Raw genomic sequence first — 12,938 nt, 5'->3', positions numbered from 1 at the left:
TATAATAGTTCAGAAAGGACGTGAGTTTATGGAACAATTTGATGCCCGTATGAAGTCTTTATTAAAAGATGAATATGATGACTTTAAGAAGGCTTTATTAGAAAAGCCGGTTAAAGGTCTCTATTTAAATAGAAATAAGAAGAATGTAGAAAGGGTATTAGAAGAGCAGTATATTGAACATCATCCTATTGTAGAGAATGGTTATCTCTATGATGAAAACTATCATCCAGGAAGAAGTGCTTATTTTCTTGCAGGACTCTATTATATCCAGGAACCGAGTGCGATGCTTGTAGCAGATGCATTACCTATTGAACCTGATGATTTTGTGTTAGATATGTGTGCGGCTCCAGGAGGTAAAAGCTGTGAGATTGCATCTCGATTAACAGGAGAAGGTGTATTAATTGCGAATGATATTGAAGCCTCTCGTGCACGCATTTTAAGTGAGAATATTGAACGTTTTGGATTAGACAATACAATTGTCACAAATGTTGATCCAATGCGCTTTACAAAGCAATTTCAGGATGCGTTTGATAAGATCGTCCTAGATGCACCATGTAGTGGAGAAGGAATGTTTAGAAAGCTTGAACAGGCTGTAGATACCTGGAGTGAAGACAAGGTATTAGAATGTGCGCATATTCAAAAGAACTTGTTAAAAGGTGCCTATGATATGTTGAAACAGGGTGGTATGGTCATCTATTCTACATGTACTTATTCCTATGAAGAAAATGAAGCAATGGTTCATTATGCAGTTGATGAACTTGGCTTTGAACTACTTCCTCTTAGTAAATCTCATGGTTTATGTCCAGGCGTTGATCTAGATGAAGTAGTAAGATGTTATCCGCATCATTATCGTGGAGAAGGGCATTTTATAGCCTTACTAAGAAAGCCTGGAAACAGTCCAAGAAAAGTAGTCAGACCAATGAAACCTCAAGTGAGCCCGGCTGATTTAAAAGTATTAAAAGCCTTCTATCAGGAGACTCTCAATAAAAAAGTACCTGCTTATATCATAGAAAATAATGGTCATCTCTATGCAATCAAAAAGAACTTTCCAGAACTAAAGGGGATCAGAGTGTTACGCAACGGGCTCTATTTAGGTGAAGTAAGAAAGAATAGATTTATTCCAAGTTATTCTCTTGCCTTAACTTTGACTAAAGAGGATGTAAAAAGAAGTTATGATTATTCATGTGATAGTGAAGAAATCAAGAAGTATATCCATGGTGAAACATTAGAAGGAACAGGGAACAAAGGATTTGGCGTCATCTTTGTTGATGGTTATCCACTTTCTTTCTACAAAGAAAGCAATCAGGTTAAAAATTTATTTCCTAAGGGACTCAGACGATGAATCGTTATTTTAGTTTACGTGATGAGGTATTACATCTTTTAGATGAAAAGAGTCATGGCTATTATAAAAGAGAGGCAATAGCGCATATGTTTCAAGTAGAAACACTGTGTGTACTTCTTGCGAAAGAAAGAGGACTTGATGAAGAATTATGTGCAATTATTGGTCTTCTTCATGATGTAGCAGTGCCTATTTATTCTTCTAGTTTCCAGCATGCGACGCGTTCAAGTGAATTGGCGAAAGAACTTCTTGGTTCAATATTTAGTGATGAAGAAAAAAATATCATTTTCACTGCAATTAGTAATCATTCACGTAAAGAATGCATAGATGATGCTTATAGTGAACTGATTAAGGATGCAGATTGTTGGAGCCATTATCTTGAAAAGGCAGTTTTAAAACACGAAGAATCAAAAAGACTGAAACTTCTTAAGATTATGTGAATTTCTATATGAGATTGGGTTTTAATATAACTTGTGTTATAATTACTTGTGCGTGAAGGAAGGTGATTTTGTGAAAAGAAGACGTAAAATTGTGTCATTGCTTATTGCCGCTGCGATGGTAACACCGCTTGCTTTGTCCAATGTGAATACAGTTGAAGCAGCTAATAAGTTTGCTGGTCAGGAATCAAAGTATTATAGACTTTGTTCATCAAAGACTCTTACTCGTTCAAATCAGAATACTTGTAAAGAGTTTAATAAGTACTTAAAGACAAAAAGTGCAAGTTTAAAAAATGAAATCAACAGTAAACAGAATAGTGTTAATAGTGCGAAGTTATCTATCTCAGATGTAGCAAATAAGATTAATACTTTAAATAGTCAGATCAATGAAGCCAATCAGAAGATTGCTTATATGAATACTGCAATCACAAATGCAGAAAATAATCTAAACCAGAAAAAGGCTCTATTAAAAGATAGAATCTATTCAATGCAGAGTCAGATGAATTCTAATGCATATGTAGATTATTTATTTAATGCCAGCTCATTCTCTGATTTCTTCTCAAGAGCTGCAACTCTTAAAGATTTAACGGCTTATGAAACAGATTTGATGAATGAAATCAAAGAAGAACAGAAGCAGCTAGAAGTACAGAAGCAGACACTTGTTGATACTCAGACTGCATTAAATGCACAAAAGAGTGAAGCTGAAACATTACAGAAATCATTAGTAGCTAAACTTGAAGCCGAACAGAAAGCTTTACAGGATAAGCAGAGTGATTTATCTGATAATGAAAATAGTATAGGCACAATTGCACAGAACTTAGTTGAATTAAGTAAAGCATCAGATGAATCTAAAGTAAATGGTGTCACTCATGCAACACCTAATACAAATAGTGGTTCTTCTAGCAATAGTGGATCATCAAATAACAGTGGTTCATCAAATCATGGTGGTTCTTCTAATAATGGAGGAGGCAGTCAGAATACAACACCTGCACCAGCTCCAAATGCTAATCAGTCTGCAAGAGGGCTTGCAATTGCGAATAAGGCATTAACACGTCAGGGCTATATGTATGTGTGGGGTGGATGTCACTCTATGAGTCAGATTTCTAATCCTAATTGGACTAAGTTTGACTGTTCTGGTCTTGTAAACTGGTCTCATTATCAGGCTGGTGTAAATATTGGATCAAATACAACAAAGTCATTATGTGGTGTAGGATCATATGTAGATCGTGGTTCTATGCAGGCTGGTGATATTATCTTATTTAGTTCAAATGGTTCATATTCTGGTGTTCATCATGTAGGTATCTATATTGGTGGTAACCGTATGGTGCATGCGCCTTCATCTGGTAAACCAGTACAGGTTGCATCACTAGCAAATAGCTATTGGCAGAGAAGTTTCTACCAGGCAAGAAGATGTTATTAATTACTGGCGAAAAAAACATAGGCTTGCCTATGGGATGAAAACCACATAATTTTTACTTAAGTTTTCTACCCGAATTGAGATTAATAGAATCAAAGTATTGAATAGTGGAATCAAAATAGCATAAAATAAACATCAGGGAGATTGACTATACTTCCATATCGCAAGATAGAAATTTACCGTTAATGTAGTCGTTGGACTGCTTGGTAATAGAAGTTCTTACTTAAATAGATTTACACTTGTATTCCGAAGTCTGAAAATGATGTACGATTATAAGCTAAACTTGACAGTAAGAACCCCATGGGCAAGCCCGTGAGAGTAGTCAGTAAAAGGAATGCACGGGCATTCCTTTTTTTTGCAGTGTATAATAAAAAACGGTTATTAACCGTTCTTCTTTTTTAAGATTACTTTTGTAACGATGATGATTAATACTAATACGATTGCAGATGAAATATAGAAAGTATTCATTAGTGGTGGTTTGCTGAACCACTTAGTAGAATCTGCAATCATACGTGCAGCTAAGGCAATTGAGTAACCAGTAGAAGCAGCACCTACTAAAGCAAGTAATGCTTTGAATAGTTTTCCAGTAACTTCAGTAAATAGAATTGCGATTGCAAGAGTACATAACGCAATGAATATATAAATGACTAATTGCATCGGGGAAACCTCCTTTTCACACTTAGTAAAAGATATCATAAAATCTATATTTTTGCAATTGTGTTCTCATAATTAAACATTAATATGTAAATTATGTGAAATCATAAGATAATATTCTTGTATTATGGACAAATTATGTGCCATTTGGTACTATTACTTGTGATATAGAAAGAGGTAACAAGTATGAGAAGAAGAAAGAGAAATTATAATTATTCTCCTTACAGACGTCGTAGAAGAATAAGATGGGATAACGTCTTAAAAGTTGTTATTCCTGTAGTTGTTGTATTGGTATTAGTTATTACATTTAACTTTTCACGTATTAGATTGGCTATGAAGGGTTATTCATGGTCTCAGCAGTCTGCTGTATTAAAACTAACAAGTGACAAAGTGAAGATGGTCATTGATGATGATTATTTAGATCATCTTGATTCATGGTTAAAGCATTCTAAGGATGTTAAGTATTATGCTGATTTTGAAAAGTATCAGTCTCTTCATAAGAAGATGAAATCTGCAGATGTTGTTGACACATTAACACCTATGTTAGATGATCAGATTCCTACTTTAAAGAAGAAAGGCTTTACTGAAAAACAGATCTGGGCAATCTTAAAAACAGCTGATAGCGATGATTTGGATTATATTCTAGATAAAGGCTATAGCTATAATAAGATGAAGAATTATATGGCTGTTTCTGGTTTTAAATTCCAGGATTTAGATAAATATGAAGCAGCTTATAAATCAAGTAAGAATTATAACTATGCTGTATTAAGTACGTCTTATCCTTTTATTGGAGATTCTACTAAGGAAGCGACTAGACATACTATTACTAATCCAGCTCGCTACACTACACTTGTAAAGAAAGGCTTATATCTCCCTTCAGATTATAAACCAACTGATCTCGTGACACCTGATAAGAAATATATTACTAAAAAGTGTGATCATCCAAAACTTAGAAAAGAAGCCTATAAAGCATTCCTTGCTATGCGTAAAGCAGGTGAACAGGAAGGCTATTATATCATGATTAATAGTGGTTATCGTTCTTATCGTGAACAGAATGAAATCTACAAAGAATATAAGCAGAAGTGGGGAGAGCTTTATGCAATTCAGCACGTTGCTTTACCTGGTGCAAGTGAACACCAGACAGGACTTGGTATTGATATGAGTTCTGAAAGTGTCAATGAAGGTAAGAGACTTGTATTTGGTGATACATCAGAATATAAATGGGCATGCAAGAATGCGCATAAATATGGCTTTGTATTACGTTTTGCAGATGGTACTTCTAAGATTACAGGTATTACACAGGAACCTTGGCATTTCCGTTATGTAGGTAAAAAAGCGGCTAAGATCATGTATGAAAATAACTGGACATTAGAAGAATATTGTCTTTATACAGGAGACCTTCCTGCATTAAAATCATAATGAATCCGGCATTTGCCGGATTTTTTTAAAGGAGGAAAGAGATATGTTAAGTATGGTAGAGTATGTTCATGAACGTATGCATACATATGATAATCTAGAAATAGGTGTAGATTTCACAATGGGTAATGGTCATGATACAAAGGCTTTAATTGAATGCTGCAAGGAAGTCTATAGCTTTGATATACAAGAAGAAGCATTAATACATACAAGAGAATTAGTAGGAGACAAAGCACATCTTATTCGTGATTCTCATGAGAATTTTGATCGTTATGTTGATACATTTGATATTGGTATTTTTAATCTCGGCTATTTACCAGAAGGAGATCATAACATCACAACAACACTTGATGTTACTCAAAGAACTCTTATTAAAGCTGTTGAACATATGAAAAAGGTCATCTTTATAACTTGTTATATTGGACATCCTCAGGGTAAAGAAGAAGCTTTATGGATTAATAACTATGTATCAGATTTAGATACACATATATATAATGTATCAAGTTTTAAAATGATGAATAAAAAAAATGCACCTTATGTAATAGAAATAGAGAGGAAATAATAGTGAAATATAAAGCCCTTATTTTTGACATTGATAATACTTTAGTCAATACACTTGATATGAATATGATTCCGTTACAAAAGATTATTCAGGAAGAAAAATGAGAAAACTGGACGTTAGAGGAAGTGTACCATTTTGCTTCTTATCCAGGTATGAAGGTCATGGAAGAACTAGAAGTCAACAATCCTGAAGAAGTATATGCAAGATGGGTTAAATATGTGAATGAATATCAGGCAAGCCCTTATGAAGGAATGGATGACGTATTAAAGACATTGCATGAAAAGTTAAGATTTAGTGTTGTCTCTTCTAAAAATAAGAAACAATATGATATTGATGTAGTTTCTTTAGGACTAGATGATTATATGGAAGTTGTTGTGCTGGAGGATGATACCTCTAAACATAAACCGGATCCTGAACCATTATTATTGTGTATGGAACGTTTAGGATTAAATAAAGAAGATGTTATTTATATTGGAGATGCTTATTCAGATCTTCTTGCTTCAAGAAATGCAGGGATTGATTTTGCATTCGCAAAATGGGGTAGTGTAGAAAGCAAGGATATGAGTGATTCTGATTATATACTAGAGAAGGTAGAAGATTTATTAAGACTCCTATAAGTGTTATAATAAGTCACAAGGAGATGATGTTATGAAGATAATCGCATTTACAGGTGCAGGAATATCTAAGCAGAGTAATATTCCTACATTTATGGAAAGACCGGATGTCAGAGAAAAACTATTTAGAAGCTATGCACAAAGGCATCACGAAGAATACAATGAAGTTATTAGACAATTAAAAGCGAATATGAATGGCGCAAAACCAAATGATGCACATTATGCCTTGGCAGAGTATCATATTCCTATTATCACAATGAATATTGATGGCTTACATAGACTTGCAGGCAGCGATGCATTAGAACTACATGGTGGTCTTCCTGCTGATGATGAAATGGATATTGCCTATTCTTTATACAATAAGCCAGTTCTTTATGGTGATCCAGCACCAAATTATCAATTAGCTTATGAAATGGTTTATACATTACAACCAGGAGATGTATTTTTAGTAGTAGGATGTTCATTCCATACAGGAATATCTGTAGATTTAAGAGAAGTAGCCAAGTCTAGAGGAGCTCGTATTATTGAGATACAGGAAGATGCAGCTCATAATGTAAGAAAAGTGTTGAAAGAATTAACGGAAGAATGATGAATCAAACAATTTATTACCACTTACCAGGATTATTTGAATTCTATGAATTATATAAGAAATTCCTTCCTCTTTTTTATAAACATAGAGAATATTTTTATGACTGGTGTGAAATAGGTTCTATTTATGGTGCTCCAATGGACTGTTTATGGGGTGGAGGAAGACTAGGAGAAGGAGAAGATAACCCTCGTGAGGTATTAGACTTGATGAAAACATATCATATTTCTGCAAGACTTACTTTTAGTAACTCTATGCTAGAAGAAGAACATCTCTTAGATCCTAAATGTAATACATTATGTAGATTGTTTAATGAGGCAGGCAACAATGGAGTCATTGTACACTCTGATCTCTTGTTACACTATTTGATGGAGAAATATCAACAGCTTTATTTTGTCTCTTCTACCACTAAAGTCATCACTGACTTTAATGAATTTAAAGAAGAATGTGAAAGAGAAGAATTCCGTCATGTTGTGCCTGATTTCCGTTTGAATAAGAAATTAAAACTCTTATCTACAATCAAACAGAAGGATAAAGTAGAATTCTTATGTAATGAATGCTGTTATGTAGGATGTCAGGATAGAAAGAAATGTTATGAAACGGTGAGTTTACAGAATTTAGGTAAAGATATCCCTGATCATATTTGTAAAGCACCAAATTCAAAGCAAGGCTATCGTTTTTCTCATGCCATGCATAATCCTTCGTTTATCAGTATTGAAGACATACAGTCTATTTATAAGCCATTAGGCTTTACACAGTTCAAGATAGAAGGTAGAAGTCTAGGCAGTGCTCTTGTATTAGAGTTTCTGTTATATTATATGGTGAAGCCAGAATATTCAATTCATGTGAGAGAAGAAATCTATCTTGATAATATGCTTGATCTTTTTTAGATGTTATAATCAGTAAGAAAGAGAGGATTCATATGAACGCCTTAAAAGTAATGGAATTTGCGAAAGAACTGCTTTTAATTGATTCTCCTACAGGATATACAAAAGCAGTCATTGACTTTTATGAAAGAGAAGTCAAAGCCTTAGGTTATGAGACAATGCATACCAATAAAGGCAATCTGATTGTTAAGGTACCTGGTATCGGTCATCATACAAAGGCATTATGTGCTCATGCTGATACTTTAGGACTTATGGTCAGAAGTATCAAAGAAGATGGTACACTTGCATTCACTTTAGTAGGAGGCCCTATTGTTCCTACATTAGATGGTGAATATTGTAAAATAGTAACAAGAGATGGCAGAACTTATACAGGAACAATTCTATCTAATTCTCCAAGTGCACATGTCTATGACGATTCTAAGAATGCCCCTAGAACTGATATGACAATGCATGTACGTATTGATGAATGTGTGTCATCTAAGAAGGAAGTAGAAGAATTAGGTATCATGCCAGGAGATTATATCTGTATTGATCCTAAAACTACAATTACTCCAAGTGGCTTTATTAAATCTAGATTCTTAGATGATAAACTCAGCGTAGCTATTCTATATGGCTTATTAAAGACAATGAAGGAAGAATTCATTATTCCTCGTGATACTTGGTATTTCTTGATTTCTACTTATGAAGAAGTAGGACATGGATGCGCTTATATTCCTGAAGAAATTGAAGAATTTATTGCGGTGGATATGGGATGTATTGGTAAAGACTTAAGCTGCACTGAAAGAGCTGTTTCTATCTGTGCGAAGGATTCTAGTGGTCCTTATGATTATCAGATGACAACAACGCTCATCAATCTTGCAAAAGATAATGAATTATCTTTTGCTGTTGATATTTATCCATTCTATAGTTCTGATGTCTCTGCATCTTTAAGAGGTGGCCAGGATATTAGAGGTGCATTGATAGGTCCAGGTGTAGCTGCAAGCCATGGTATGGAACGTTCACATGTAGATGCAGTAGAGAACACAATGAAGCTGTTAATTGCTTATGTGACAAAAAAAGACTGATGCTTATTGCATCAGCCTTTTTTTATGATGATTATTCAATTACTGTAACGTTAGCTGCCTGTGGTCCACGATCGCCTTCAACAACGTCAAATTCAACAGTCTGACCTTCTTCTAAAGTCTTGTATCCATCAGCGTTGATTGCAGAGAAATGAACGAAGATATCTTTGCTCTGTCCTTCTACTACAATGAATCCATAACCTTTTTCGGCCTTAAACCATTTTACTTTACCTGTCATCTGACATACCTCCTGTAAATTGCAATACATCAAGCAACTTTATTATAGGCTTTTGCAATCGATAGTGTACTACTGATAAAAAACCAATACAAAATGTCCTGTGTAACTGCTATCTATATCATATCACATGTGTAAAATAATAACAAGAAAAATGGAAATTCAACACGTAATATGTTATGCTTTTTCTGTTGACAAAGAATAGAAAATTCTTAGAATAATGGAGATGGGGTGTATTGATATGATGAATAAATATGCTGAATTGATAGTGAAAAAGGGCGTTAATCTTCAAAAAGGCCAGAAACTTGTAGTTACTGCGGATGTTGAATGTGCCTCTTTAGTGAAAGCTATCGCCAAAGAAGCGTATAAAGCAGGGGCTCAGGATGTAATCGCTCATTACGTAGATGAGGATATTACAAGACTTAGATATGAACATAATGATGTTGATTACTTCAAAAATGTGCCTGATTATCTTGTGGAGTTACGTAATAAGTATGCATTAGAACATGCGGCTGTAGTTACTATTACATCAGAAAATCCTGATGGTTTTAAAGGTATTGATCCTTTAAAGATGGCAACATACAGTAAAGCAATGCATGAACAGGCTAAGACATTCTATGACCATTTAGATCTAGGTATTGATCGCTGGTGTATTGTTGGGGCACCTTCTCTTAAGTGGGCGAATAAGGTATTTCCTGATATGAATAATCAGGAGGCAACAGAAGCCTTATGGAAGGCTATTTATCATGTATGCTATGTAGATACAAAAGATCCTTTGAATGCCTGGGAAATGCATCGTGCGTCTTTTGAAGAACGTGTTAAGACACTTAATGAGATGACTATTGATTACTTACACTATACAAATAGTCTAGGAACTGATTTAAAAGTATATATGAATAAAGATTATTTATTTGCAGGTGGAGGAAGTTTTACAACTGATGGAGTTTATTCTTTCCCTAATATGCCTACAGAAGAAATCTTTACTTCTCCAGACTATCGAAAGACAGAAGGTATTGTTTATTCTTCATTGCCACTTAACCATGGTGGTTCACTTGTCGATGATTTTTATATTCGATTTAAGGAAGGTCGTGTTGTAGACTTTGATGCTAAGACAGGTAAAGATGTACTTGCAAGCATCATTGATACTGATGATGGAGCTCATTATTTAGGTGAAGTGGCACTCGTGTCTGTTGATTCTCCTATATCAGAAATGGGGCTATTATTCTATAACACATTATTTGATGAGAATGCAGCATGTCATCTTGCTCTTGGTAAAGGGTTTAATGAATGTATTAAGGGCGGTTATGAGATGACTAAAGAAGAATTATATAAATATGGTGTTAATGATTCGTTCACACATGTTGATTTTATGATTGGGACAAAAGACCTTGATATTGAAGCTGTGACTCAAGATGGAAAAACAGTGCAGATCTTCAAGAATGGTCAATTCGTAATTTAAGGAGGCTATATGTCAGAATTTGTAGATAAAGTAAGTAAACGTCGTACGTTTGCGATTATTTCTCACCCTGATGCTGGTAAAACAACATTAACAGAAAAGTTCTTATTATATGGTGGAGCTATTCAAGAAGCCGGTATGGTTAAGGGTAAGCAGAATATGCGTCATGCAGTCAGTGACTGGATGGAAATTGAAAAACAGAGAGGAATCTCTGTTACATCTTCAGTATTACAGTTCAACTATGATGGGTTCTGTATCAATATTCTAGATACTCCAGGCCATCAGGACTTCTCAGAAGATACATATCGTACTTTAATGGCAGCTGACTCAGCAGTTATGGTTATTGATGCATCTAAGGGTGTCGAAGCACAGACACGTAAGTTATTCAAGGTTTGTGCAATGAGACATATTCCTATCTTTACTTTCATCAACAAGATGGATAGAGAAGCCAAAGACCCTTATGAATTAATGGAAGAAATTGAACAGGAATTAGGTATGGATACATGTCCTGTTAACTGGCCTATTGGATGTGGTAAACAGTTCAAAGGTGTTTATGAAAGAGAATCTAAGAAAGTGATTCGTTTCGTACCAGTACAGGGTGGTAAGAAGGAAGTACAGGAAATCATTACTGATTATGATGATCCTGAATTAATTAAAGAAATTGGTGAAGATTATTATGCTACTCTTCAGGATGATGTCGAATTACTAGATGGTGCAGGTGCAGAATTTGATCTAGAAAGAGTACATCGTGGAGAATTATCACCCGTATGCTTTGGTAGTGCTTTAACTAACTTTGGTGTAGAGCCATTCTTACATCATTTCTTAGATTACTCTATGCCTCCTCAGCCAAAACAGAGTGATGATGGGCCAATTGATCCGTTCAATGAAGACTTCAGTGCATTTGTATTCAAGATTCAGGCAAACATGAATAAAGCACACAGAGATAGAATGGCATTCATGCGTATCACTTCTGGTAAATACACTAAGGGTATGGAAGTATTCCATATGCAGGGAAATAAGAAGATTAAACTAAGTCAGTCTAAACAGTTAATGGCTGATGATCGTGAAGAAATCCAGGAAGCTTATTCTGGAGATATCATCGGTGTCTTTGATCCAGGTATTTTCTCTATTGGTGATACAATCTGCACACCTAAGCACAAATTCAAGTTTGAAGGTATCCCTACATTCGCTCCTGAACATTTCGCACGTATCCGTAATACAGATACAATGAAGCGTAAACAGTTCGTTAAGGGTGTAGAACAGATTGCCCAGGAAGGGGCTATTCAGATCTTCACTGAAATTGGTGGTTCAATGGAAGAAATCATTGTAGGTGTAGTAGGTGTCCTTCAGTTTGAAGTACTTGAATATCGTTTAAAGAACGAATATAACGTAAATATCAAGAGAGAACCTCTTGGATATCAGTTCATCAGATGGATTGATAATGAAGAAATTGATCTATATAGCTTGAATTTATCTTCAGATACAAAGAGAGTGCAGGATTTAAGAGGAAAGTATTTATTACTCTTCTCTAATCAGTGGGGAATCAACTGGGCGACTGATAAGAACAAGGAATTAATCTTGTCAGAATTCTCTAAAAACTAATGAAAAAGAATTGGCGTTACTGGTGGACGTTTTTGTACTTTGTAGTTTATCTGGTATGTTTCTTCTTTATTGAACATTTCATGCCAGTGACGCAATATCATATGATTTCTACACCAATAGATCATATAATTCCATTTAATGAGTGGTTTGTTTTCTTTTATATCAGCTGGTTTGGGTATATCTTCTTCTCTTTCTGGTATTTCTTCTTCAAAGATAAGAAAGAATACTTGCAGATGATTACATTCCTATTTACTGGTATGACACTCTTTATAGTGGTATCAGTCATCTATCCTAATGGTTTGGATATTAGACCAAAACATTTAGGTCATAGCAATATTGCGTTAATACTTGTTGATTTGCTTTATAAGCTTGATACACCAACCAATGTGTTGCCAAGTATTCATATCTTTAATTCTATTGGTATGTGCATGGCATTTAGTAAATCAAAGCATGCAACTAGTATTATGAAGAAGGGAACTATAATTCTTACAATAAGGATTATTATCTCTACTTTCTTAACCAAGCAACATGGAATTATTGATGCACTCTCTGCAGTTGTGTTATCAATTATTTTCTATGTTATTGTTTATAAGAAAAATATTTTTGAATACCCACAATCTACAGGTAACGATTTAAGAAAAGTGTGAAGCAGAAATATTCAGGATATAGACT

The 12,938-nt window shown here is 34.6% G+C and carries 13 protein-coding genes and 1 pseudogene; 12 read left to right on the top strand and 2 right to left on the bottom strand.

Translation table 11 applies throughout. The features are described from left to right. Window positions 1-28: 28 nt before the first annotated feature. From ACFOZZ_RS01280 to ACFOZZ_RS01270, 3 genes are all read left to right on the top strand, one after another. Entirely contained in the window at window positions 29-1,342 is a 1,314-nt protein-coding gene (locus tag ACFOZZ_RS01280) for an RsmB/NOP family class I SAM-dependent RNA methyltransferase (RefSeq protein WP_055234235.1), read from the top strand. Next, on the top strand, window positions 1,339-1,779 hold the full coding sequence (locus ACFOZZ_RS01275) for an HD domain-containing protein (protein WP_279068525.1): 441 nt from the start codon (window positions 1,339-1,341) through the stop codon (window positions 1,777-1,779). The genes ACFOZZ_RS01280 and ACFOZZ_RS01275 overlap by 4 nt, the downstream gene beginning before the upstream one ends. A 70-nt stretch (window positions 1,780-1,849) precedes the next feature. Continuing rightward, window positions 1,850-3,196, top strand: a complete 1,347-nt coding sequence (locus ACFOZZ_RS01270; RefSeq protein WP_055234237.1) for a C40 family peptidase — start codon at window positions 1,850-1,852, stop codon at window positions 3,194-3,196. A 378-nt stretch (window positions 3,197-3,574) separates the two neighbouring features. Here ACFOZZ_RS01270 and ACFOZZ_RS01265 read toward each other — a convergent pair whose 3' ends face one another. Further along, a complete protein-coding gene (locus tag ACFOZZ_RS01265) occupies window positions 3,575-3,850 on the bottom strand; it encodes a hypothetical protein (RefSeq protein ID WP_055234238.1) in 276 nt (91 codons plus the stop codon). Window positions 3,851-4,033: 183 nt separating this feature from the next. On the opposite strand from ACFOZZ_RS01265, the gene ACFOZZ_RS01260 reads away from it, so the two are divergent. The 6 genes and pseudogenes from ACFOZZ_RS01260 (at window position 4,034) to ACFOZZ_RS01235 (ending at window position 8,976) form a co-directional block, all read left to right on the top strand. Next, window positions 4,034-5,266 (top strand): M15 family metallopeptidase, encoded by a 1,233-nt coding sequence (locus ACFOZZ_RS01260; protein WP_055234239.1) that lies wholly within the window; start codon window positions 4,034-4,036, stop codon window positions 5,264-5,266. 43 nt (window positions 5,267-5,309) lie between these two features. Then, a complete protein-coding gene (locus ACFOZZ_RS01255) occupies window positions 5,310-5,825 on the top strand; it encodes a tRNA (mnm(5)s(2)U34)-methyltransferase (protein ID WP_055234240.1) in 516 nt (171 codons plus the stop codon). A 119-nt stretch (window positions 5,826-5,944) separates the two neighbouring features. Beyond that, a pseudogene (locus ACFOZZ_RS01250) lies at window positions 5,945-6,442 on the top strand (HAD family hydrolase); the annotation flags it as partial. 31 nt (window positions 6,443-6,473) lie between these two features. Beyond that, on the top strand, window positions 6,474-7,028 hold the full coding sequence (locus tag ACFOZZ_RS01245) for a Sir2 family NAD-dependent protein deacetylase (RefSeq protein ID WP_055234242.1): 555 nt from the start codon (window positions 6,474-6,476) through the stop codon (window positions 7,026-7,028). Next, the gene (locus tag ACFOZZ_RS01240; RefSeq protein WP_278860655.1) at window positions 7,028-7,915 is read left to right on the top strand and encodes a hypothetical protein; all 888 of its coding nucleotides are present in this window, start codon (window positions 7,028-7,030) and stop codon (window positions 7,913-7,915) included. The genes ACFOZZ_RS01245 and ACFOZZ_RS01240 overlap by 1 nt, the downstream gene beginning before the upstream one ends. A 32-nt stretch (window positions 7,916-7,947) precedes the next feature. Continuing rightward, window positions 7,948-8,976 (top strand): M42 family metallopeptidase, encoded by a 1,029-nt coding sequence (locus ACFOZZ_RS01235; RefSeq protein ID WP_055289777.1) that lies wholly within the window; start codon window positions 7,948-7,950, stop codon window positions 8,974-8,976. A 31-nt stretch (window positions 8,977-9,007) separates the two neighbouring features. On the opposite strand, the gene ACFOZZ_RS01230 is transcribed toward ACFOZZ_RS01235, so the two are convergent. Continuing rightward, entirely contained in the window at window positions 9,008-9,211 is a 204-nt protein-coding gene (locus tag ACFOZZ_RS01230) for a cold shock domain-containing protein (RefSeq protein ID WP_055289779.1), read from the bottom strand. A gap of 238 nt (window positions 9,212-9,449) precedes the next feature. Between ACFOZZ_RS01230 and ACFOZZ_RS01225 the strand changes: the two genes are divergently transcribed. From ACFOZZ_RS01225 to ACFOZZ_RS01215, 3 genes are read left to right on the top strand one after another with little or no spacing between them, the layout of a single operon-like run. Continuing rightward, window positions 9,450-10,667, top strand: a complete 1,218-nt coding sequence (locus tag ACFOZZ_RS01225; RefSeq protein ID WP_376814524.1) for an aminopeptidase — start codon at window positions 9,450-9,452, stop codon at window positions 10,665-10,667. Window positions 10,668-10,676: 9 nt separating this feature from the next. Further along, window positions 10,677-12,266 (top strand): peptide chain release factor 3, encoded by a 1,590-nt coding sequence (locus ACFOZZ_RS01220; protein WP_006505441.1) that lies wholly within the window; start codon window positions 10,677-10,679, stop codon window positions 12,264-12,266. A gap of 32 nt (window positions 12,267-12,298) precedes the next feature. Then, entirely contained in the window at window positions 12,299-12,913 is a 615-nt protein-coding gene (locus ACFOZZ_RS01215; RefSeq protein WP_376814523.1) for a hypothetical protein, read from the top strand. Window positions 12,914-12,938: the final 25 nt, after the last annotated feature.

The organism is Catenibacterium sp. GCM10023432 (assembly GCF_042651925.1).
GTDB lineage: Bacteria > Bacillota_I > Bacilli_A > Erysipelotrichales > Coprobacillaceae > Catenibacterium > Catenibacterium mitsuoka.
Note: the sequence above shows the minus strand (reverse complement) of the source record. Positions and strands in the feature narration are given on the sequence as shown.